Raw genomic sequence first — 21049 nt, 5'->3', positions numbered from 1 at the left:
CACGAGGCATAGTCTACCCCCAACTCACGAGGGTTACAGGGCCATAACGCGCAATGAACAGTGTCCAGGTCGAAGGTGTTTACATAGGTAAAGCGAAAAATCTGGGTCATGGATTGATCAGCGATATCGACAAGCACCGATTGGACCGGCGCTTATGGCTCTGGCCGCAGGGCCTTGGCACCGACGAACACGGTGACCCGCGCTTCCATACCGGGCCGGAGCGCGCCCTGCATCACTATCCCTCCGAACACTATGAATACTGGCGCAAGCATTACCCGCACATTGACTGGCGCGCACCGGCGTTCGGCGAAAATCTCTCTTCCCACGGCCTGACCGAAGAACATGCCTGCCTGGGCGACATGTTTCGTTGGGGCGGGGCGTTGCTGCAGATCAGCCAGCCGCGCTCGCCGTGCTATCGCCTGAGTCACAGTTGGGGGATTGAGGACCTGCCGCAACATGCGCAGGACACCGGGCGCTGCGGCTGGTTTTACCGGGTGCTGAAGCCCGGCTTCGTCAGCCCCGATGATTCCTTCGAATTGATTCAGCGCAGCTATCCGGGTCTGACGATCGCGTGGGCGTTGCGCAGTTTTTACCAGGAGCCGCTGGAGCATGCGGGCCTGAAAAAACTGGTCGACTGCCCGGCGCTGTCTTCTCGCTGGCGGGACATCGCCCTCAAACGCCTGCGCACCGGACGCGTCGAGGACTGGAGCGATCGTCTGCTGGGCCTGCCGCTGGAAGGGCTGCGCGCATGAATCTGTTCAAACTGTTGCGAAGGACTGACGCGAATCGCGCCGTCCCCGTTGATTCTCCGGCGTTGCTATCGCCTCTTCAGCGCCTGCGCCAACGCACCGGCAGCGATCAGGCAGGGTTGTTCGCTGATGAAGAGGGTGCGTTTGGCGGCGCAATGACGCTGGCGCGCAAGTGGGGCGAGCATCATCGCCGTGGCCAGTGTGGTGTGGTCGTCGCCAGCGGTGGTCGTTTTGATCCGCTGATTGCGTCAATGGCGACAGGGTTCAGCCGTGTGCCTTTCAACGACTTGGCCGCGATGGCTGCGGCAGTGGATTCCACCACGGTCGCGGTCGTGCTGGAGCCGATTCAAGGTGAAAGTGTCATTACGCCCGCGTCGCAGGCGTATGTGCATGGCGTGGCCAAGCTCTGCCGCGAGCTGAACATTCTGCTGATTTTCAATGAAGCGCGCGGCACGGTCGGGCAACAGGGCGGCCTGCTCTGCGAAGACTTCTACGGCGTGCGTGCCGATATCGTTGTACTGGGTGACCATTCCAATCGCAGCCCGCGCAGCGCGGCGTTATTGGCCCGTGGCGCTGCGTGCACTGCAGTGGTCGACGAGCTGCCGGGCTGGGTGGAGGAACCCTCCTCGATACAATCCGCGCGTCCACGCCCACCCGCCAAGCCGCAACGGCACGCGGTGCCTAGCGCACTCATGGCCTAGTCCGTCTCTGAAATCCGTATACCGTCTTGCGTTTCGTACGCTTCGCCCTGCACCGGTCTCCTGGGTGCGGGGCGTTTTTTTGTGCTCGTTGATGGCGTGTTGCTATGCGTGGCGGAACCCCTGCAATCGCGCAATGTCGATTAGCTGTGTGGCCCGAATGGGCCATCTTCTCAATCAGGAGCTTCACCCATGGACATCATTCGCATCATCATCGCCATCCTGCTGCCACCCTTGGGCGTGTTCCTGCAAGTCGGCTTCGCGGGCGCCTTCTGGCTCAATATCCTGCTGACCCTGCTCGGTTACATCCCTGGCATCATCCACGCGGTGTACATCATCGCCAGCCGGAAGTAATTCCGGCGCCGCACGCATTTACCGAATCTGCTGCCGCTTCGCGCCAGATCGCGGGACAAGCCACGCTCCTACGGTCTCCGGCCAGAAGCGGTGTCTCGATAAACCCAAGATCGTGATCTGGCGATGTGCTGCGTGCTGCTGATTCACGCCGAAACTGTAGGAGCGTGGCTTGTCCCGCGATCTGCCGCGCAGCGGCAGCAAAATCAGCCGCCGCGTGTCTCTTCAGCTGCCCATCACCTTGCGGTAGAACGCCCATTCGGTTTCCAGTGCATGAGCCAAGTTGCTGGCTTTGCGAAAGCCGTGGCGTTCTTCGGGGTAGAAATGGCCTTCGGCGGCAATGCCTTTTTCCAGAAGGGCGTCGAGCATGTCGCGGGTCTGCGCGGGGACGACCACGGCGTCGAGCTCACCTTGAAAGAAGATCACCGGCACTTTGATCTGGTCGGCATGCAGCAATGGGGTGCGTTCGCGGTAGCGGGCCATGTCGATGTCCGGGTCGCCGATCAGCCAATCCAGATAATCGGCCTCAAACTTATGGGTGGCTTCAGCCAGCGCCAAGGGATCGCTGACGCCGTACAGACTCGCGCCCGCGCGGAACACGTCCTTGAACGCCAGCGCACACAGGGTTGTGTAACCGCCTGCACTGCCGCCACGAATGAAGGCGTTGTTCGGGTCGATCAGGCCTCTTTCCCCCAAGTGTTCGACGACTGCGCAAGCGTCTTCAACGTCGACCACGCCCCATTCCAGAAACAACGCCTGCCGATACGCGCGGCCATAACCGGTGCTGCCTCGATAGTTGAGGTCGGCGACCGCGAAGCCGCGTTGCGTCCAGAACTGGATGCGCGGGTCGAGCACGGGATAACAGGCGGATGTCGGACCGCCGTGGACGAACACTACCAGCGGGGGTTTGTCCTCCCCATTCATGGCGGGGTAGAAGTAACCGTGCGCTTCGGCCTTGCCGCTGGGATAGCGCAGCGGTTGCGGGCGACTGATACGGTCGGCGGGTAACGGCGCGACACCGCCCGCCAGCACGTTAACGCGTTTGTCCGAGCGACTGATCGCCACCACGGCTGCAGGCTTGATTGCCGAGGCAGCGATGCAATAGAGGTATTGATCGTCAACCGCCAGGCTGCGGAAGCGGGTGTATTCACCGCTGAAGTCTTCCAGCGAGCCGTCCGCCGCACGTAATCCCAATACGCCTGTGCCGTCTTCCGACCAGCTCGCCAGATAGGCGCCATCGTTCAGCGGCAGCCAGCTCGAACCCCCCAGTTGCCAAGGCGCAGGCGCGTGGTCTGCCTCGGCGGCGGGCAACGCTTCGAAGCCGTCCAGCGTTTCCACCCACGGCTGCCAGAAACCGGCGCGATCGGTCAGGCAATACAACCGACCTGCGTCGTCGAAGCGAGGTTGCTGCAGCGCCTCCAGGCCCAAACCGCCGGCGAGGCAATGGGCGCGTCCCCAGTTGCCATCGGGCTGGCGCTCGACGCTCATCAGTCGCGTGGAGGTCCAGGGTTGGTGCGGGCGCCACCACTCGATCCACACCAGGCGATCACCTGTCGGGCTGAGGGTTGGCGATGCATAAAAGTCGGCGCCTTCTGCCAGCACATCACGGCGGCCGTCCACGAGGGCGATGGAGACCAGACGATGAACATCCTGATCTTCCTCAACGGCCAGAATGTGCCCACGTGCACATCGGACATCGCCGTAGCGTTTGTCGCCTTGCGTCAGGGCATGTGGCGTGGGGGAGTCGAAGGGCTGTAGGTAGATCTGTTGATCGGCTTCGTTGACGAAGACGACCGCATCGTCGGTCAGGCAGAACGACCCTCCGCCGTATTCGTAGACGCGGCTGCGAACACTGAAACCCTCCGGTGTCAGGCATGAAAGGGCGCCGTTGCTCCAGCGCCAGATGCGCGAGGCCGCGTCCTGCGGGCGGAATTCATTCCAGAAAAGGCCAGCGGGACTGACGCTCAGTTCAGCGAAATCGATCCCTGCCGCCACAGCCTCGGCAGCAGAGAACAGGTCAGGATTTTGCGATGAGGCGCGAGTTTCGTTCATTGCGGAAGGCCAGTTGCTCGATGGTCTGGCTAGCATACTCGGCTTCGTCGCGGGCTTGGGTGATGAGGTTGTGCTGAGGCGATTTGCTGCACACCGGGTCCGCGTTGCTGGCGTCGCCCGTGAGCATGAACGCCTGACAACGGCATCCGCCGAAGTCTTTTTCCTTCTCATCACAGGAGCGACAGGGCTCCTTCATCCATTCGTAACCGCGAAAACGGTTGAAGCCGAAGGAGTCGTACCAAATGTGCTGCAGGGTGTGGTCGCGCACATTCGGGAACTGGATGGGCATCTGTCGCGCGCCGTGGCACGGCAGGGCGGTGCCGTCCGGGGTGACGGTCAGGAACAGGTTGCCCCAGCCGTTCATGCAGGCTTTCGGGCGTTCCTCGTAGTAGTCGGGCGTCACGAAAATCAGTTTGACCGGATGATTGTCGACAGCCAGTTTCTCGCGGTACTCATTGGTGATGCGTTCGGCACGCACCAACTGATCCTGGGTAGGCAGTAACCCGACGCGATTCAGGTGCGCCCAGCCGTAGAACTGGCAGGTCGCCAACTCGACGAAGTCGGCTTCCAGCGCCACGCAAAGCTCGATGATCTTGTCGATCTTGTCGATGTTGTGCCGGTGCGTCACGAAGTTGAGCACCATCGGGTAGCCGTGCTTCTTCACTGCGCGGGCCATCTCAAGCTTCTGCGCGAAGGCCTTTTTCGAGCCGGCGAGCATGTTGTTCACTTGCTCGTCGCTGGCTTGAAAGCTGATCTGGATATGGTCCAGACCGGCTTCCTTGAAGTCGATGATCTTCTGCTCGGTCAAGCCGATGCCGGAGGTGATCAGGTTGGTGTAGAAACCCAGCCGTCGAGCCTCCGCGATCAGCTCGGCCAGGTCCTGCCGCACCAGCGGCTCACCGCCAGAAAATCCGATCTGCGCGGCACCCATCTGCCGGGCTTCGGCCATCACCTTGAACCACTGCTCGGTGCTCAGTTCCTGCCCCTGTTTGGCAAAATCCAGCGGGTTGGAGCAGTACGGGCATTGCAGCGGGCAGCGATAGGTCAGCTCGGCGAGCAGCCACAGTGGCAGGCCGACGGCGGGCGTCGGCGGAATGTACGGCTGCTCATGAACTGGCGCTGAACCAGGCTCAGGCGAGTTCGATCCAGTGTTCTGCACGAGCGACCTCCATGAATTGCTCGACGTCGATGCCGAGCTCGGGAACACCGGGGAATTTTTCATCAAGCAGGCCGATAATCGCACCCACCGTACGCTGACCATCGATCAGGCCACCGATCTCGCTGGCGCTTTCGTTGAGCTTGATCATCCCTTCCGGGTACAGCAGCACGTGGCCATTCTGCGCCGGCTCGAACTGGAAACGGTAACCCCGGCGCCAGCTGGGCACTTGTTCGCGATTGAAACTCATAGGGCAATTCCTTTGTGCCAGACGCGCTGGTCAGTGACGCTGTGGTAGGGCGGCCGCTTCAGCTCGTATGCCATGGTCATGGCGTCCAGCATGCTCCACAAAATGTCGAGTTTGAACTGCAGGATTTCCAGCATGCGTTGCTGACCTTCCCGCGTCGTGTAGTGCTGCAACGTGATCGCCAGCCCGTGCTCGACATCGCGACGTGCCTGGCCGAGGCGTGTGCGGAAGTATTCGTAGCCGGCCGGATCGATCCACGGGTAGTGCTGCGGCCAGTTGTCCAGCCGCGACTGGTGGATCTGCGGGGCGAACAGTTCGGTCAGCGAGCTGCTGGCCGCTTCCTGCCAGTTGGCGCGACGGGCGAAATTCACGTACGCATCGACGGCAAATCGTACGCCCGGCAGGACCAGTTCCTGCGAGCGCAGTTGATCCGGGTCCAGCCCGACGGCCTGTCCCAGACGCAACCAGGCCTCGATACCGCCGTCTTCTCCGGGCGCGCCGTCGTGGTCGAGCAGGCGCTGAATCCACTCGCGACGAATCTCGCGGTCGGGGCAGTTGGCCAGAATCGCCGCGTCTTTCAGGGGGATGTTCACCTGATAGTAGAAGCGGTTGGCGACCCAGCCCTGAATCTGCTCGCGGGTCGCGCGGCCTTCGTACATCGCCACGTGAAACGGGTGGTAGATGTGGTAATACGCGCCCTTGGCACGCAAGGCCTGTTCGAATTCAGCGGGTGACAGCGGCTTTGCTTCGCTCATGTCGGCATGTTCCTTACCCATTTATCACAGATCCTGTGGGTATATTTCTGTGGGAGCGAATTCATTCGCGAAAATGGATCGAGCGACGGAAATGCGTCGCCTGGAAGACCATCGCGAATAAATTCGCTCCCACAGTTCGAGTCCACGGTTGAGCTCAGTCTTTAACGATCAGCTTTAAAGCTCGATGCTCATGCCATCAAACGCCACTTCAACCTCACGGCGGGCCAGCTCTGCGCGTTCGGGCGAATCCTCGTCGAGGATCGGGTTGGTGTTGTTGATGTGGATGAGCACCTTGCGCTGTCTGGGCAGTTTTTCCAGCACTTCCAGCATGCCGCCGGGGCCGTTCTGCGCCAGGTGACCCATCTCGGTGCCGGTTCGCGTGCCCACGCCTCGGCGTTTCATTTCATCGTCGTCCCACATCGTGCCGTCCACCAGCAGACAGTCGGCGCCGCTCATCTTTTCCATGAGGGCATCATCGACCTTGCCCAGGCCTGGTGCGTAGAACAATTTACCGCCGGTGCGAAGGTCTTCGACCATCAGCCCGATGTTGTCGCCGGGGTGTGGGTCGAAGCGGTGAGGCGAGTAGGGCGGGGCAGCGCTGCGCAGCGGAAACGGTGTGAAGCGCAGGTTCGGGCAGGCGGGAATGACGAAGCTGCCTTCCAGTTCGATGCGGTTCCAGTCCAGACCGCCATTCCAGTGCTTGAGCATGGTGAACAGCGGAAAGCCTGTGGTCAGGTCTTCATGGACCATGTCAGTGCACCAGACCTGATGCGGACAACCTTCGCGCAGGCTCAGCAGGCCGGTGGTGTGGTCGATCTGGCTGTCCATCAGGATGATCGCGCTGATGCCCGTGTCACGCAGGCCCCGATTGGGTTGCATGGGGGCGAAGCCTTGCAGTTGAGCGCGAATGTCGGGGGAGGCGTTGCACAGGACCCAGTTCACGCCGTCGTCCGACAGGGCAATGGACGACTGAGTGCGAGCGTGCGCCCGCAGGCTGCCGTCGCGAAAGCCTGCGCAGTTGACGCAGTTGCAGTTCCATTGAGGGAAACCGCCGCCCGCCGCCGAGCCGAGAATCTGGATGTGCATGTGTGCTCCGTACCGAGTGGGCTGCTGCGCCCGAAAATCTGGAATCCTCTAACAAAAAAGCCCCGGCGAACCGAGGCTTCTCACCGCGCAGAAATCAACGGCTTGCGAAGTACATGGTGACTTCAAAGCCGATACGCAGATCAGTGTAAGCAGGTTTAGTCCACATAAAAGACTCCTTCTGGGTTAATGCAACGGTGGGTAAGTACATCTTTAGTACACCTGCGAGAGGAGACGTTCAAATGCTTAGGGAGCTATGTTACTAAAAATAACGCCGTTCCAACGATGAAATATCAGATAAAGCTTTTTGCATTTCCCGCAAGGATCATCTGGCTGCAGGTGCCGCCACGCTTGGGCTGGGGCGATTGGACAGGCACAAGACCGTGGTTTCAGGTAGCGCTACCCGACTGGCGGCGCGCTTCAGTTCTTCGGGCTGCAAATGTGCAAACGAATGTTGCAGACGCTCAAGGTAACGCGCTGAATGCCCGGCCAGGTGAGCCTGCCACAGCATTTCGGCCGCCTGCGAACTGTCCAGGGTCGCGGGATCGAGTTGGCTCTGAAGCGCGGTGATCTGCGCGGGGAGGTGAGCGTCTTTGATCCGGTCAGGCAGTGTCACCATGAAGGACTCGATGTGGTCGATCAACTGTCCGGCGCTGGCGCTGGGTGACTGCACGCCAAACAACAGCCCGCTTTGCCCGGCAATCTGTCGGAAACCGCTGAATACTGCGTAGCCCAGTTGCAGTTCGACACGCAGGCGCTGATAGAACGGCGCTTGTACCAACTGTGCGAACAATCGCCACATCGCCTCGTCTTCGATCAGTGTCGACGGCGTGGGGTAGAACACCAGCACCGCATCTTCGGAGGCATCCGACGTCTCGTGTTGCCAGCGTTTGCCCGGCGCCAGGACGGGTGGGTGACTGGGTTTTTCCTCGGCGACACCGGGCATCAGCCGCAGGGCGTGAGTGAGTTTGCGCTGGGCGATCTCATCCAGACCGGTCGCGAAGCCGATCCAGCGGGCGTTAGCCCAGATGCTTTCCACGTCTCGGGTTTCTGCGGTGTTGATGCTGTTCAAAAAATGATCAGGAAGCGTTTTGAGCAGTTGGCGAATCGGGATCGGCGCAGGCTCCTGGCTGGGTTGTCCATAACGCGAGAGCGTCTGTGCGTCTGGCTGACCGAGCAACCGCAGCGCCTGTTCCAGCACGGTGGGAAGTGGTTCAGCCAGCCCACTCGCTTTTAATTGCCAGAAGTTTCCGTAAGCGCTGAAAGTCAGCGCCACGCCTGCTTGCCGGGCATCGGCGGTCAGCGATTTCAGGCTGTCGTTGAGCATGAGGGCGAGCTTTGGGTGCGGTGCAGGCAGCGTCCAGCGAAGATAGGCGGTGGTTTCGCCGTTGGCTGGCAGCACTTCACTGAAGGTCAATGACGGCAGCGGCGCCGAGAGGCTTTCTGTCTGAAGTTTTGGTCGCAGAAAAGGATTGGGCTCGGGCAGCCGCCAGTCGGCGCTCAGCAATGGGCGTTCCGCGATTTCAGGACTTGGCTGCAACAGCGTCTGCGGCGTGAGGGTTTCGAGCAACGCATCCACGGCACGAATTGCCTGATCCGATAGACCGGGTTCGGTTGTCGTCTCGCCGCTGTAATGTCGGGCAAGCGCCAATGCGCCATCGACGGCAAGGCGACGTTGTTCGAGCAGGGCGTATTCGTTGAGCAATGGGTGGTAATGCGCTTTGAAGAAGGTCAGCCAGTTGAGTAGCAGGTCTGAAATCTGCGTGCGCACCTCTGACGTCTTCGCGGGCAAGCGCGCTCCTACAGTGAAAGGCGTTCCTTCCGTAGCGAGGACGTCGGTGATCACCGCTTCGACGCTGATCAAAACCTGCCCGTCAAACTCGTACAACACCTCTGCCCTGAGCGATTCGATCAGCCGCCGATCGCGCAGTGTCGCCACCAGGCCGCCCGGCTGCGCGTTATTCATCCAGGTGCAGAGAAACGCGGCAGCCTGCTCATGACCTTGTGGCAATCCCTCGCAGGCGAACATCAGATGGACCTGTCTCGGAGCCTCTTCTGCATGCGGCCCGGCGGAGGTGTCCATCAGTGCCGGAGGCGTGCGCTGATCAATCCGACGGCCCTTGGCGAAATAGCTTCCGTAGGTCTCGGCCAGCGCCTGCAATGCTTCCAGCGATTGCGGTCCCGCCAGGCTCAAGGTCATCTGACCTGCTTGGTAGTACTGCCGGTAGAAGTCCTGCAACGCCTGCTGAAATGCCGGACGCGGGACCGGCAGACTGAAGCGGTTCCCCGCATGAAACCAGCGAAGGGGATGCAAGGGCGATATCGGCTGCAGCCGTTTCAGGTGATTGCGTGACGCGGCGTCTCGCGACCAGGCGATGAACTCCGCATGCAGCACCTCCCGTTCACGCAACTGATCGGCCATCGTCAGGCGCGGGTGAGCCAGCATCTCGCACAACCGGTCCAGACCCTCGGCAAACACGGCCGCCGGTAACTCGAAAAAGAAGTCAGTGATGCGTTCTCGGGTGCTGGCGTTGAGCTGCCCGCCATGGCGCTGGACGTAGGTCATAAGATTTTCGTCGGCGGGAAAACGCTCGGTCCCGAGAAAGAACAGATGCTCAAGAAAGTGCGCCAGTCCTGGCCACTGTTCGGGCACATCATGACTGCCTGCCGCTACCCGCAATGCCGCCGCACACCGTTTCAGACGCGGCGCCGAACACAGCGACACGCGCAGGCCGTTGGAAAGGGTCAGCGAACGATGGGTGGATGAATCAGAGACAGGCATGACGTTTTCCGCAGCGCTCGGGAAAGTGAGTGGTCATGCTAGCGGATAACGGCAGAAAGGGTGCGGAGCACGCCTGATTCGGAGGTACGCCAGCACCCTGTGGGAGCGAATTCATTCGCGATTGGCCAATGCAGGCGACACATCTATGTCGGCTGTGAGGTCTTTCGCGAATGAATTCGCTCCCACAGAGTACCCGGTGATCTCCTGAGGAGCGGTGTCTTGTTCAGTCCTTGACCAGGCCTGCGTAAAACCCGGGGCGTCGATCCTTGAAGTAGGTATTGATGGCCTGCGATTCGCTCATCAATTGCCGGTCTAGGTCCGCGACCACCAGCGTTTCATCCTGACCCGCCAGGCCGACCTGTTTGCCGTCCGGCGCACAGACACTGCTCAAGCCGCAGTAATGAATGTCGCCCTCACTGCCGCAGTAGTTGGCGTAAACCAGATAGCACTGGTTTTCGAAAGCGCGCGCCCGCACGGTGACTTCAGCGACGAAGTCATAGGGGGCCATGTTCGCGGTCGGGACCAGAATCAGATCAACCCCTTCCAGCGCTAGACGCCGCGTGTTTTCGGGAAACTCCACGTCGTAGCAGATCAGGAATCCCAGCTTCCAGCCGTTGAATTCCACGATGGGGAAATGCTCTTCGCCTGCACTGAACATCGACTTGTCCAGTTCGCCGTACAGATGAGTCTTACGGTAATTGCAGAGACGCGAACCGTGGGCGTCGATCAATTGCACGGCGTTGTAAATCTGACCGTCAGCGCCCAACTCGGGATAGCCGTACAGAATCGCCACTTCGGTCGCCTGAGCAATGGCCGAGATGGCCTGCGCTGCCGGGCCATCACTGCGTTGCGCCAGCAAACGAGCGGCCTGCGCGCCGATGTTGTAGCCGCTGAGAAACATCTCGGGGCATACCAGCAGCGACGCGCCTTGCGCCGCCGCTTCGATCGCCCGTGTGTTGAGACGTTGCAGGTTGCCGCTGACATCCCGCGGCAACGGTGGGCATTGATAGAGCGCGACGCGCATGAGCAGGCTCCTTATTCCGGCAAAACGATCGGGCCGATTTCGTGAAACACGTCGCCCGGGCCCGGGTTCTCGGCGTGGGTCTTGCCGCCAAAGTGGGTCATGATGCCCCACACCGCGTTGAGCGAGGTCTGCACGGCGCCTTCAACCCAGGCAGGCGTCCATGACACGTCGTCGCCCGCGATGAAAATGCCGCGCTGATCGTCGGGCATGTCCTTTTGCATGAAGTGCGCATACATACGCTGGTTGTAGCGATAGTGGCCTGGCAGCGCGCCTTTGAAGGCGCCGAGGAAATGCGGGTCGGCTTCCCACGACACGGTGATCGGGTCGCCGATGATGCGCGCGGCGATATCGACCTTCGGGTAGATCTTTTTCAGCGCGCCGAGCGCCAGGCTGACGCGCTTTTCCACCGGGTGCGGAAGCATTTTCAGCGCGTCGCTCATCCACGAATACGACAGGCAGATCACGCCCGGCTTTTCGACGCCGTTGGAGTAAGTGCCGTTATCGAACAGGTAGGTGCCGCGGGTCAGGCGATCGGTCAGCGTCATGCTCATCAGATCACGGCCGGTTTCCGGGTCTTTGTCCTTCCAGAACGGGCGGTCGACCATGACGAAGGTTTTCGATGACTGCATGTAGCGCGTGCGGTCCAGTGCCATCCACATCTTCTGGGAGAACAACGACTCTTCGCACTCGATCTGCGTGGTCAGCAACCAGCTTTGGCAGGTCGCCAGAACAGCGTCGTAATGACGGGTATCGCCCCAGTTGTCGGTGACGGCGAATTGGCCGTCGGCCGCGCGTGCGATGCGCTTCACACCCGTACGCGGTGCGCCGTGGTGCAGCGTCGAGAGGCTGGTGCCTTCCGGCCAGTGCGCGCAGCGCTCGGGGGCGTGACGCCAGATGCCGAGCGGTACTTGTTCCACGCCGCCGACGATCAGGTGCTGGTGATCGTCGCAGTTGGTCATGACCACGCGGAAGATTTCCAGCATCGAGTTCGGGAAGTCCGAGTCCCAGCCGCCGGTGCCGAACCCGACCTGGCCGAACACTTCACGGTGATAGAACGACAGTTTGGCGAAGGCTTTGGAGGTGGCGACGAAGTCGTAGAAGGTGCGGTCGTCCCACAGCGGCACCAGCTTGTCCCACAGTTCCTTGAGGCGCGGGACATCGCGGTCACGGATGGCCTGCTGAATGTCCGCGAACTGCGCGCCGTCTTCGAGGGCATCGGCCCAGGCGTCGGCCACTTCCTGAAACAGCGCAGGCAAGTCCGACAGCTTCTGTGCGTAGTGCGTCGTGCCTTCCAGGTCGATCACGGTGCTGCCGGACGCTGCGGTCAGCGGGTTGGGAAACGGTTTGGACTCAAGGCCCAGTTTGTCGACGTAGTGATAGAACGCTGTGGAGGACACCGGAAAACGCATTCCGCCCAGTTCGGCGATGATCCCCTCGGCGCCTTCGAACTTCTGGGAGCGCAAGCGCCCGCCCATTTTCGACGCTTCGTACACGACGGGTTTGAGGCCAAGCTTCATCAGCTCATACGCAGCGACGAGGCCTGCGATGCCTGCACCCACAATGGCGACTTCTTTTCCAAGGTTCTCGGTCGGGATGCTGCCCAGACCGGCCGGGTGCTCGATCCAGTCATCGAAGGCGAACGGAAAGTCCGGGCCGAAAATCGTGATCGGTTTTTTTCCGTCGGCGGGATGGCGATTGTTCTTCATGACTGACCTTGTTCGACTGGGGCGCGAAAGGGAACAAGTCTAGATAACAGTTGAGACGTTAATAAGACGCAGAGTGTCGTCGTTATGTAGAGATCTTAGACAAAGTGACGAAGGTTGACGTCACTTTGATCAAATAGCCCTAAACCGGCTGTCCGCGATCGATCTTGCTGCTGAGGATGATCGACGTGGTGGTCTTTTCCACGCCATCGACGCTGCCGATAAGGTCCAGCAATTGATCCAGTTGTTCGGGCGAATCGGTGCGCAGCCAGGCCACGTAATCGAATTCGCCACTGACGGCGCACAACTGCTGCACCTGAGCCAGCGCACTCAACCGCCGCAGCACTTCCTTGCCGGAACGAGGCTGCACGGTGATCCCGACATACGCCTGCAAGCCGCCATCCACCACACGCTGGCTCAGTCTCACGCCGTAGCCGGTGATGATTTTCGCCTTCTCGAGACGTGCCAGCCGCGACGTCACGGTGGTGCGAGCGATGCCCAGCTGGCGAGCCAGATTGGCGACGGGCTCGCGCGCATTGATCTGCAAGGCCGCGATCAACTGGCGGTCGATGTCGTCCAGAGCGGGAGGGCGAGTGTCAGGCAAGAGGTGAATCTCCTTCGGCAAGGGCGCAATGTTACCCGTTGTCGAACGCCTGGTCAGGCATTACTCCTGTAGGTGCAGGCTTGCAGGCTCATAAGACCCCCAGCATCAATAAAGACCGACCCACCGCCTTCGCTGCCGTCGTAACCTCCGACGTCTCCCACAGGTACCGGGGAGACCACAGAACCTGTTGCTGCCTCAAGACCTCTGAACCGGGCAGACCCAGAACCTGTGACTGCCTCAACACCTCTGAACTGGATAGACCCAGAACCTGTGGCTGCCGCAAGACCTGTGGGAGCTGCTGGAGGTTACGACAGTGGCGAATGCGGTGGGACAGTGACATCACCGGTGACTGACCCACCGCCTTCGCTGCCGTCGTAACCTCCGACGTCTCCCACAGGGAGCGGGGGCGCAGCATGAATGGAAGCCGGCCCGGCGCTTTCGCTAGAGACTCCCGATCAATCCTTGTACCCCGGTGCCACGCGATCCAGCAGGCGCAGCAAGGCCGCCCAGGCAAAATCCACGGCGTCCAGATCGCTCAGCTCCCCCTCCGCAACACCTTGGCCGGGTGCGTTGAATTGTCTTTCCGTGCGCCGGCAGACCTCTTCAGGCGGCAAGAGCAGGTTGCCACTGGCTTGCGCCGTGACCTGAATCTCACAGGCTTTCTCCAGGTAGTACATGCGCAGAAAAGCCTGCTTCACGCTCTCGCCCACGGTCAATAAACCGTGGTTGCGCAAGATCATCACCGCGTTATCCCCCAGATCGGCCACCAGGCGCTGTTGCTCACTGAAATCCAGGGCGATGCCTTCGTAGTCGTGGTAGCCGACGCGGCCATAGAACTCCATCGAGATCTGGTTCACCGGCAGTAAGCCGCACGTCTGCGCAGCCACCGCGCACCCCGCCTTGGTGTGCGTGTGCAGAACGCACTGAGCATCTTCCCGTGCACTGTGAATGGCGCTGTGAATCACGAAACCCGCGGGGTTCACCGGGTACGGCGAAGCCTCGACCTTATTGCCGTGAAGATCGATCTTCACCAGGTTCGAGGCCGTGATCTCCTCGAACATCAGGCCGTAAGGGTTGATCAGAAAGTGATGCTCGGGGCCGGGGATGCGCAGGGAAAGGTGGGTGAAGATCAGGTCGGTCATCCTGTAATGAGCGATCAGGCGATAACAGGCGGCCAGTTCTTGCCTGAGTTGCCATTCCTGCGGGCTGTACGCGTGGGACATGTCGGGCTCCAGTGGTTTCATTTTGCGCTGGGTGCAGCCTGCCAGCCTGTTTCGTCGACGTCGAGTGCTGGTCCGCCATCACGCGAAGTCTTATCGCTTCATTTGCTCGAAGTGATCATTTTGTTGATCGGTTTGCGCGATTTGTGCGAATGCAATAAGCTGATTTGCGTGAACTGATCACAAAGATGATCGTTTCGCTCAAATTCAAGCCTTTAGCCTGATGCATCACACCACTGCCCCACTATAAGAATAAGGAGTGCTCCCGTGGCCCAGATTCCTATCAAGCGCACCATTGAACGTGTACCCGGCGGCATGATGATCGTGCCCCTGCTGATCGGCTCGCTCGTCGCAACGTTTCTGCCTGACATGCCGAAGTTCTTCGGCTCGTTCACCAACGCACTGTTCACCGGTTCGCTGCCTATTCTCGCGGTGTTCTACGTGTGCATGGGCGCCAGCATCGACATCAAAGCCACACCGTATCTGTTGAAGAAAGGTGGCGTGCTGTTTGGCACCAAGGTCGGAACCGCCATCGTGATCGGCGTGATCATGGGGCACTTCCTGGGGGAGCAACCGATCACTTCGGGCATCTTCGCCGGGCTGTCGACGCTGGCGGTGGTTGCCGCCATGAACGACACCAACGGCGGGTTGTACATGGCACTGATGGGCCAATACGGGCGGTCCGAAGACGTCGGCGCTTACTCGGTCATGTCGCTGGAGTCCGGTCCGTTCCTGACCATGGTCACGCTGGGTGTCGCCGGGTTGGCGGCGTTTCCGTGGCCTACGCTGGTGGGGGCAATCCTGCCGCTGCTGCTGGGCATGTTGCTGGGTAATCTTGACCGCGAGATGCGCGACTTTCTGGCCAAGGCTGTGCCGGTGATGATTCCGTTCTTTGCCTTGGCGCTGGGCGCCAGCCTCGACCTGCACAAGGTCTGGCAGGCGGGCTTGTTGGGTATTGGCCTGGGCCTGGCGGTGGTCGTGCTGACCGGCATTCCGCTGTATTTCGCCGACCGGGTGTCGGGCGGGACCGGCGTTGCGGGCGTCGCAGCGGCCAACACGGCGGGTAATGCGGCGGCAGTCCCCGCGCTGGTGGCGGCAGCGAATCCGGTCTACACCGACGCTGCAAATTCCGCGACCTTGCTGGTGGCGGCGTGCGTGGTGGTCACCGCTGTTTTGTCGCCGATTCTTACCGCGTCCGTCGCCAAACGCTACAAAGCGCGTCACGCTGACACGCCGGTGAACGACGAGCCGGTGAAGGTGGCTGCGGAGCGGGAGGTGGTTCGATGACATTGCTGATCATTGCCGATGATCTGTCCGGTGCGGCGGATTGCGCGATTGCCTTCGCGGGCGCCGGACTGAGCACGGTGGTGACCCTTGATGCGTCCCATGACACCGGCGATGCAAGCGTGGTCGCCATTGATACCGACACCCGTCGCCTGTCTGTCGCGCAAGCCGCTGAGCACACGCTGACGGCGTACCGGACGCTGCTCAAACCGGGGCAGCGACTGTACAAGAAGATCGACTCGACCCTGCGCGGCAACTGGGCGTCGGAAGTCGCTGCACTCCAGTCGCACGCGGGTCTGGCGATCGTCGCGCCGGCCTTTCCTGCAACCGGGCGCACCACGCTGCAAGGCAGGGTGCTGGTCAACGGTCAGCCGCTGGAAACCACCGACACTTGGAAGCTGGAGCACGCAGACCGTTCGGCCAACATCGATACCCTGCTTGAAGGCGCAGGTCTGCGAACCGCCAAGCTGACATTGGATACCTTGCGTGGCGACGCTGATGCGCTGGCCGGTCACATTGTCGAAATGGCTGGCAGCGATATCCAGGCGCTGATCGTCGATGCGCAAACCGCCGAGGACCTGAGGACGCTGGCGATCGTCACCGCGAACTTATCAGCGCCCTTGTTCTGGGTGGGATCCGGTGGGCTGGCGCGTGAACTTGCGGCGTTGCCTGATGTGTTGTCGGCGTCGGGCACTAGTCCCGTGTTCGCACGTGAAAAACACGCGCCTACGTTGGTTTTGGTCGGCAGCCTGTCCGACGTTTCCCAACGTCAATGCGCGATGCTTAAGGAGCGCGCATCCATCGGCGAGCTCGTCGTGCCGCCTTCCGTGCTGCGTCAGGGCATGTCACACGCGGATTGGGCCGGTTGGGAAATGCGTATTGGCGAGTACCTGCGTCGTGGCGAGGACCTGCTGTTGCGCATCGGCCGGGACGAGGCCTTTGATCCGGCCGAAGGTGCGCGGCTGTCGACCTTGCTGGCCGCGCTGGTGCGACCTCACTTCGCTCACGTCGGCGGTCTGGTCGCCACGGGCGGTGAAACCGCGCGAGCCATGCTCGAAGCGGTGGGTATCGGCAGCCTGCAACTGCTCTGTGAAATCGAAGCGGGCGTTGCGTTCGGGCGCCCGATCGCTACACGCCACGGCCATCGTCCCGGTGTTGTCACCAAGGCCGGTGCGTTCGGCACCGACCACGCGCTCTACGCGGCGTGGCTGCACATGAATAACGCTGTAGAGCCTGCGGAATACGCCGCAGGCTCGGTCAAGAATTCTGCGCTACAAGGTAAACATCATGAGTAACTATTTGCCCATCATCGGCATCACCATGGGCGACGCCGCAGGCGTAGGTCCGGAAATCATCGTCAAGAGCCTGACCCACGATGTTGTGTATCAGCAGTGCCGTCCGCTGGTGATCGGTGATGCCGGACGTCTGGAACTGGCAAACGAAATCGTCAAAGGCAGCGCGAAGATTCGTCGCATCAAAGAGGCTTCGGAGGCGCAGTACGAGCCAGGCACCATCGACTGCATCGACTTGAACCTCATTCCCGCCGATCTGCCCTTCGGTCAGCTGTCACCCATTGCCGGCGACGGCGCATTTCAATACATCGCGCGGGCCGTGCAACTGGCCGAAGCGGGGCAGATCGACGCGATCTGTACCGCACCGCTTAATAAAGAAGCGCTGCACGCCGGCGGCCACAAATACCCAGGCCACACCGAGATGCTGGCGCACCTGACCCACGTCGACGAAGTCTCGATGATGCTGGTCGCACCGCACCTGCGGGTCATTCACGTGACCACGCACATTGGCATCATTGATGCGATCCGCAAGATCGAACCGGGCCTGGTGCAGCGCACCATCGAGCGCGGTAATGCCACGCTGATCAAGGCCGGCATCGCCAGGCCGCGTATTGGCGTGTGCGGCATCAACCCGCACGCGGGCGAGAACGGCCTGTTCGGTTATGGCGAAGAAGAGGAAAAAATCATCCCGGCGGTGAAGTTGTTGCAGGCGCAAGGGCTGGATGTGACTGGTCCGCTGCCAGCGGACACGCTCTTCTTCCGCGCGGGGCGTGGCGATTTCGATCTGGTGGTCGCGATGTACCACGATCAGGGCCATGGTCCGGTGAAAGTGCTGGGTCTGGAAGCGGGGGTCAACGTCACCGTAGGCCTGGAAGTGATCCGGACCTCGGTGGATCACGGCACTGCATTCGACATCGCCGGTAAGGGCATCGCCGACGAACGCAGTCTGCTCGAAGCGCTGCGCCAGGGCGCTGAACTGGCCACGCGTCGGGGGTGAGGTGTCAGGCCTCGGTCGTGTAAGATCAGCGGCCTTTCCCTTACGAGGCCGCCCATGAAAGCCACCGACCGTCATCGCGCCATTCTCGAACTGGTGCGCGCCCGCGACACCAATGTCGAGCAACTGAGCGCTGCGCTTGGCGTGTCGGAAGCCACCGTGCGGCGCGACCTCACCATGCTCGCCAAACAGCGGCATCTGGTGCGTACCCACGGCGGTGCCACGGCGCTGATTGGCGTGCATGAGCCGGAAGCGTCGCTGGAAGAGCGCAAGGCGACCCAGCGCGATCAGAAAGACATCATCGCCAAAGCGGCGGCGCTGCATGTTGACGAGGGCGACACGGTGCTGCTCGACGGTGGCACCACGTGTGCGGCGCTGGCGTTGCACCTGTGTTCGCGCCAAAACGTGCACGTGGTCACCAACAACCTTCTGGCGGTGATGACGCTGGCCAACGCACCGGGGATTCGCCTGACGCTGATCGGCGGCGACCTTCGGGGTTCGAGCATGAGCACGCTCGGGCCGCTGGCTGAACTGACCTTGAGCCGCTTGAGCGTCGACAAGGCGTTCATGGGCGCTGACGGAGTGGTCGCCGAATTCGGTCTGTGCGAAGCCAGCGATCAACAGGCGTACTTGAAGGAATGCATCATCAGGCGCGCCGCGCAGGTGTTCGTCCTCGCGGATGCCGAAAAACTCGGCCGCGCTCGTCAGCAACACTGGACGCCCATCGAACGCGAATGGACGCTGATTACCTCATCCCAAGCGGATGAAGCATCGCTGGCGCCGTTCCGCGCAGTTCAGCAGATTACTGTCGAAACCGTTTAGAAGAGACACGGCCTCTGTAGGACTTTTCCTCGCAGTCATCGTTTTGTCATTCAGCTGTCACTCCCGGCATGTCTAAATCGGCCTTCTGACGTTAGACCCTCTGAATCCGCGCCGGGAGCCCCGCCATGACCGATAGCCAGCATCTGGATTTGTCCGAAACCGCCCACTATATACGCGCCGATATTCTCGACAGCTTCGACGAAGAGCTGGAAATGGAGTACGACGATGCGCGTCTGGACGAGCTGCTCTCCGGCCTGGGTGAAGAGGTGCCGAAGGGCATTGATCGACGCGTCTACTTCCGCGAGTTGCTGCGCCTGCAGGGTGAGCTGGTCAAGTTGCAGGACTGGGTCGTCAGTCAGAAGCTCAAGGTCGTGGTGTTGTTCGAAGGGCGCGACGCAGCCGGGAAGGGCGGCGCGATCAAGCGCATCACTCAACGCCTGAACCCGCGTGTTTGCCGGGTCGCCGCACTGACGGCGCCGAGCGAGCGCGAACGCACCCAGTGGTATTTCCAGCGCTACGTTTCGCACCTGCCGGCCGCCGGTGAAATGGTGCTGTTCGACCGCAGTTGGTACAACCGCGCAGGTGTCGAGCGGGTCATGGGGTTCTGCGATAACGACGAATACGAAGAGTTTTTCCGCACCGTGCCCGAGTTCGAAAAGATGCTGGTGCGCTCGGGCATCATCCTCATCAAGTACTGGTTCTCGATCACCGACGATGAGCAATACCGCCGCTTCCTCATGCGTATTCACGATCCGCTGAAACAGTGGAAGCTGTCGCCAATGGACCTGGAATCCCGTCGTCGCTGGGAGGACTACACCCGTGCCAAAGAGGAAATGCTCACCCGCTCACACACTGACGTCGCGCCGTGGTGGATCGTTGAGGCGGATGACAAGAAGCGCGCACGCCTGAACTGCATTCACCACTTGCTGGAGCAGATCCCGCGCGGCGACGTGGAGTCGCCACAGGTGGTGTTGCCCGAGCGCGAATACAATGCCAACTACCTGCGCGCGCCTGTGCCGCGCGACATGGTCGTGCCGTCCCGGTATTGACCGAACCCGTTGACGGCGAAGATCAGATCTTCCACTGCTTCGCCGTCTTCGCCAGCCTCTGCTGAAGGCCTTCGATGTTCAGCGCCAGTTGCCGGGTCATCAACTGATAACCCAGTACTTCGGCTGAAGCAGCGGGCGTTTCCGGGCCTACTGCCAAGGATTCGGTAGGGCGCTCCAGACGCTCCGTGGCGCCCGTCTTCAACGCCCTCGCCATCCCGATGAGCATGCGCCGGATTCGACGCTGCTCGGCATTCATGCCCACGTTGCCCAAGTCGGCCGGACGCAGGTTCGACAGGATCTCCAGCGTGCTCAGGCACATGCGGTAATGGCCTTGGATGGCGTCCAGTTCGACCAGCGAAATCTTCACTTCTTTCGACACGGACGGCATTAACGAGCGCAGCTGCAGCATCGTTGCGTTGAGCCGTGCGAGCAGCTTCAAATGCTCGTCGGCGGTAATCGACTGCCCGCTGCTGATGCGTTCGTACACCTTGGCGCAGTCCCGCAGCCCGGTGGCCAGGTTGTAGCGCCACGAGTACACCGCATACAGCGGCAGGGCGAAGGAAAACGCCAGGGCCAGCGCGATCCCGATCAGGATATCCACCGTGCGCCAAAGCCCGTCGGTAATCGGGTTATCGCCATGGCCCGCCACGATAAACAGCGTAATCGCCGACAGCAGCGCCGTGTAACCGCCCTTGCCGATGGCGTGATACGCGAAGAAGCCACAGATCAGCGACATGACCACGTAGGTCAGCAGAGGCATGCCCAGATAGCTTTCCTGCGCCACCACGGCCAGGCCCAACGCTGCACCAATCAATGTGCCGTACGCCCGTTCTACCGACTTCTTGCCGATATTGCCGTGATGCTGCAAACCGCCAATCACGATCAGCATGGTGACGGACGCCCATTCGCCATGGGGCAGGTGGATCCCCGTCGTGAGCAGGATCGACACCAGCAGACCGACCACGATGCGACCGGCATGAATGTAGCGCGCGTGGCGATAGCGGCGGTACGGATCCAGCAAGGGGCGCAGGACCCGGCGAAGCCAGTGAGGCAGTAAAGGCGTATTCATGGGGTTACAGACCCTTGGGGAAGCGAAAATATCCAGCCGTTTGGCAAACGTGTGGCGCCCCGGCTTCTGATAGGCTTGCCGCCTCTGAAATCCCGACGCCCGGCGACGAGGTAAA

Annotated in this window: 20 protein-coding genes; 8 read left to right on the top strand and 12 right to left on the bottom strand. The window is 61.2% G+C overall.

Features of this window, described 5'->3' with window-relative positions; genetic code table 11:
• Positions 1 to 53: 53 nt before the first annotated feature.
• The 3 genes from BLS87_RS09570 (at position 54) to BLS87_RS09560 (ending at position 1801) form a co-directional block, all read left to right on the top strand.
• Positions 54 to 752 (top strand): MOSC domain-containing protein, encoded by a 699-nt coding sequence (locus BLS87_RS09570; protein ID WP_074752253.1) that lies wholly within the window; start codon positions 54 to 56, stop codon positions 750 to 752.
• A complete protein-coding gene (locus BLS87_RS09565; RefSeq protein WP_074752252.1) occupies positions 749 to 1450 on the top strand; it encodes an aminotransferase class III-fold pyridoxal phosphate-dependent enzyme in 702 nt (233 codons plus the stop codon). The genes BLS87_RS09570 and BLS87_RS09565 overlap by 4 nt, the downstream gene beginning before the upstream one ends.
• Before the next feature lie 189 nt (positions 1451 to 1639).
• On the top strand, positions 1640 to 1801 hold the full coding sequence (locus BLS87_RS09560; protein WP_074752251.1) for a YqaE/Pmp3 family membrane protein: 162 nt from the start codon (positions 1640 to 1642) through the stop codon (positions 1799 to 1801).
• Between the two features lie 222 nt (positions 1802 to 2023).
• Here BLS87_RS09560 and BLS87_RS09555 read toward each other — a convergent pair whose 3' ends face one another.
• From BLS87_RS09555 to BLS87_RS09500, 11 genes are all read right to left on the bottom strand, one after another.
• Positions 2024 to 3850, bottom strand: a complete 1827-nt coding sequence (locus tag BLS87_RS09555) for an alpha/beta hydrolase family protein (RefSeq protein ID WP_074752250.1) — start codon at positions 3848 to 3850, stop codon at positions 2024 to 2026.
• Positions 3816 to 4946: a pyrroloquinoline quinone biosynthesis protein PqqE gene (pqqE, locus tag BLS87_RS09550; protein ID WP_074752518.1), complete on the bottom strand. Its 1131-nt coding sequence runs from the start codon at positions 4944 to 4946 to the stop codon at positions 3816 to 3818. The genes BLS87_RS09555 and pqqE overlap by 35 nt, the downstream gene beginning before the upstream one ends.
• A 34-nt stretch (positions 4947 to 4980) precedes the next feature.
• Positions 4981 to 5256, bottom strand: coding sequence for a pyrroloquinoline quinone biosynthesis peptide chaperone PqqD (pqqD, locus tag BLS87_RS09545; RefSeq protein ID WP_074752249.1), 276 nt, complete (start codon positions 5254 to 5256; stop codon positions 4981 to 4983).
• Positions 5253 to 6008 (bottom strand): pyrroloquinoline-quinone synthase PqqC, encoded by a 756-nt coding sequence (gene pqqC, locus BLS87_RS09540; protein ID WP_074752519.1) that lies wholly within the window; start codon positions 6006 to 6008, stop codon positions 5253 to 5255. The genes pqqD and pqqC overlap by 4 nt, the downstream gene beginning before the upstream one ends.
• 174 nt (positions 6009 to 6182) lie before the next feature.
• Positions 6183 to 7094: a pyrroloquinoline quinone biosynthesis protein PqqB gene (pqqB, locus tag BLS87_RS09535; RefSeq protein ID WP_062385268.1), complete on the bottom strand. Its 912-nt coding sequence runs from the start codon at positions 7092 to 7094 to the stop codon at positions 6183 to 6185.
• Positions 7095 to 7188: 94 nt separating this feature from the next.
• Complete coding sequence (gene pqqA / locus BLS87_RS09530; protein WP_008365141.1) at positions 7189 to 7260, bottom strand: pyrroloquinoline quinone precursor peptide PqqA; 72 nt, start codon at positions 7258 to 7260, stop codon at positions 7189 to 7191.
• A gap of 156 nt (positions 7261 to 7416) precedes the next feature.
• Positions 7417 to 9873: a pyrroloquinoline quinone biosynthesis protein PqqF gene (pqqF, locus tag BLS87_RS09525; protein WP_074752248.1), complete on the bottom strand. Its 2457-nt coding sequence runs from the start codon at positions 9871 to 9873 to the stop codon at positions 7417 to 7419.
• Positions 9874 to 10096: 223 nt separating this feature from the next.
• Entirely contained in the window at positions 10097 to 10897 is an 801-nt protein-coding gene (locus BLS87_RS09520) for a carbon-nitrogen hydrolase family protein (protein WP_074752247.1), read from the bottom strand.
• Between the two features lie 11 nt (positions 10898 to 10908).
• Positions 10909 to 12603, bottom strand: coding sequence for a flavin monoamine oxidase family protein (locus tag BLS87_RS09515; protein WP_074752246.1), 1695 nt, complete (start codon positions 12601 to 12603; stop codon positions 10909 to 10911).
• Positions 12604 to 12742: 139 nt separating this feature from the next.
• Positions 12743 to 13204, bottom strand: coding sequence for an Lrp/AsnC family transcriptional regulator (locus tag BLS87_RS09510; protein ID WP_062385556.1), 462 nt, complete (start codon positions 13202 to 13204; stop codon positions 12743 to 12745).
• Between the two features lie 455 nt (positions 13205 to 13659).
• Entirely contained in the window at positions 13660 to 14427 is a 768-nt protein-coding gene (locus tag BLS87_RS09500) for a class II aldolase/adducin family protein (protein WP_244165821.1), read from the bottom strand.
• 264 nt (positions 14428 to 14691) lie between these two features.
• On the opposite strand from BLS87_RS09500, the gene BLS87_RS09495 reads away from it, so the two are divergent.
• The 5 genes from BLS87_RS09495 to ppk2 all read left to right on the top strand — a co-directional run bounded on the left by BLS87_RS09495 (position 14692) and on the right by ppk2 (position 19865).
• Positions 14692 to 15711, top strand: coding sequence for a 2-keto-3-deoxygluconate permease (locus BLS87_RS09495; protein ID WP_074752243.1), 1020 nt, complete (start codon positions 14692 to 14694; stop codon positions 15709 to 15711).
• On the top strand, positions 15708 to 17003 hold the full coding sequence (locus tag BLS87_RS09490; RefSeq protein ID WP_074752242.1) for a four-carbon acid sugar kinase family protein: 1296 nt from the start codon (positions 15708 to 15710) through the stop codon (positions 17001 to 17003). Before BLS87_RS09495 ends, BLS87_RS09490 begins: the two co-directional genes overlap by 4 nt.
• Positions 16996 to 17997 (top strand): 4-hydroxythreonine-4-phosphate dehydrogenase PdxA, encoded by a 1002-nt coding sequence (gene pdxA / locus BLS87_RS09485; RefSeq protein ID WP_074752241.1) that lies wholly within the window; start codon positions 16996 to 16998, stop codon positions 17995 to 17997. The genes BLS87_RS09490 and pdxA overlap by 8 nt, the downstream gene beginning before the upstream one ends.
• 54 nt (positions 17998 to 18051) lie before the next feature.
• Complete coding sequence (locus tag BLS87_RS09480) at positions 18052 to 18816, top strand: DeoR/GlpR family DNA-binding transcription regulator (RefSeq protein WP_074752240.1); 765 nt, start codon at positions 18052 to 18054, stop codon at positions 18814 to 18816.
• 125 nt (positions 18817 to 18941) lie between these two features.
• Entirely contained in the window at positions 18942 to 19865 is a 924-nt protein-coding gene (gene ppk2, locus BLS87_RS09475; protein ID WP_074752239.1) for a polyphosphate kinase 2, read from the top strand.
• A 22-nt stretch (positions 19866 to 19887) separates the two neighbouring features.
• Here ppk2 and BLS87_RS09470 read toward each other — a convergent pair whose 3' ends face one another.
• Positions 19888 to 20934, bottom strand: a complete 1047-nt coding sequence (locus BLS87_RS09470; RefSeq protein ID WP_074752238.1) for an FUSC family protein — start codon at positions 20932 to 20934, stop codon at positions 19888 to 19890.
• Between the last annotated feature and the right edge of the window lie 115 nt (positions 20935 to 21049).

The sequence above is a fragment of the Pseudomonas abietaniphila genome, assembly GCF_900100795.1.
Taxonomy (GTDB): Bacteria; Pseudomonadota; Gammaproteobacteria; order Pseudomonadales; family Pseudomonadaceae; genus Aquipseudomonas; species Aquipseudomonas abietaniphila.
This window is presented reverse-complemented; position numbering and strand designations above follow the sequence as displayed.

What these genes read in the sequence shown, in the direction of transcription:
- pqqF (WP_074752248.1), bottom strand. Translation starts at nt 9,873, where the DNA reads ATGCCTGTCTCTGATTCATCCACCCATCGTTCGCTGACCCTTTCCAAC.
- pdxA (WP_074752241.1), top strand. Translation starts at nt 16,996, where the DNA reads ATGAGTAACTATTTGCCCATCATCGGCATCACCATGGGCGACGCCGCA.
- pqqB (WP_062385268.1), bottom strand. Translation starts at nt 7,094, where the DNA reads ATGCACATCCAGATTCTCGGCTCGGCGGCGGGCGGCGGTTTCCCTCAA.
- BLS87_RS09560 (WP_074752251.1), top strand. Translation starts at nt 1,640, where the DNA reads ATGGACATCATTCGCATCATCATCGCCATCCTGCTGCCACCCTTGGGC.
- BLS87_RS09470 (WP_074752238.1), bottom strand. Translation starts at nt 20,934, where the DNA reads ATGAATACGCCTTTACTGCCTCACTGGCTTCGCCGGGTCCTGCGCCCC.
- BLS87_RS09490 (WP_074752242.1), top strand. Translation starts at nt 15,708, where the DNA reads ATGACATTGCTGATCATTGCCGATGATCTGTCCGGTGCGGCGGATTGC.
- BLS87_RS09515 (WP_074752246.1), bottom strand. Translation starts at nt 12,603, where the DNA reads ATGAAGAACAATCGCCATCCCGCCGACGGAAAAAAACCGATCACGATT.
- ppk2 (WP_074752239.1), top strand. Translation starts at nt 18,942, where the DNA reads ATGACCGATAGCCAGCATCTGGATTTGTCCGAAACCGCCCACTATATA.
- BLS87_RS09570 (WP_074752253.1), top strand. Translation starts at nt 54, where the DNA reads ATGAACAGTGTCCAGGTCGAAGGTGTTTACATAGGTAAAGCGAAAAAT.
- BLS87_RS09480 (WP_074752240.1), top strand. Translation starts at nt 18,052, where the DNA reads ATGAAAGCCACCGACCGTCATCGCGCCATTCTCGAACTGGTGCGCGCC.
- pqqC (WP_074752519.1), bottom strand. Translation starts at nt 6,008, where the DNA reads ATGAGCGAAGCAAAGCCGCTGTCACCCGCTGAATTCGAACAGGCCTTG.
- BLS87_RS09520 (WP_074752247.1), bottom strand. Translation starts at nt 10,897, where the DNA reads ATGCGCGTCGCGCTCTATCAATGCCCACCGTTGCCGCGGGATGTCAGC.
- pqqD (WP_074752249.1), bottom strand. Translation starts at nt 5,256, where the DNA reads ATGAGTTTCAATCGCGAACAAGTGCCCAGCTGGCGCCGGGGTTACCGT.
- BLS87_RS09500 (WP_244165821.1), bottom strand. Translation starts at nt 14,427, where the DNA reads ATGTCCCACGCGTACAGCCCGCAGGAATGGCAACTCAGGCAAGAACTG.
- BLS87_RS09555 (WP_074752250.1), bottom strand. Translation starts at nt 3,850, where the DNA reads ATGAACGAAACTCGCGCCTCATCGCAAAATCCTGACCTGTTCTCTGCT.
- BLS87_RS09565 (WP_074752252.1), top strand. Translation starts at nt 749, where the DNA reads ATGAATCTGTTCAAACTGTTGCGAAGGACTGACGCGAATCGCGCCGTC.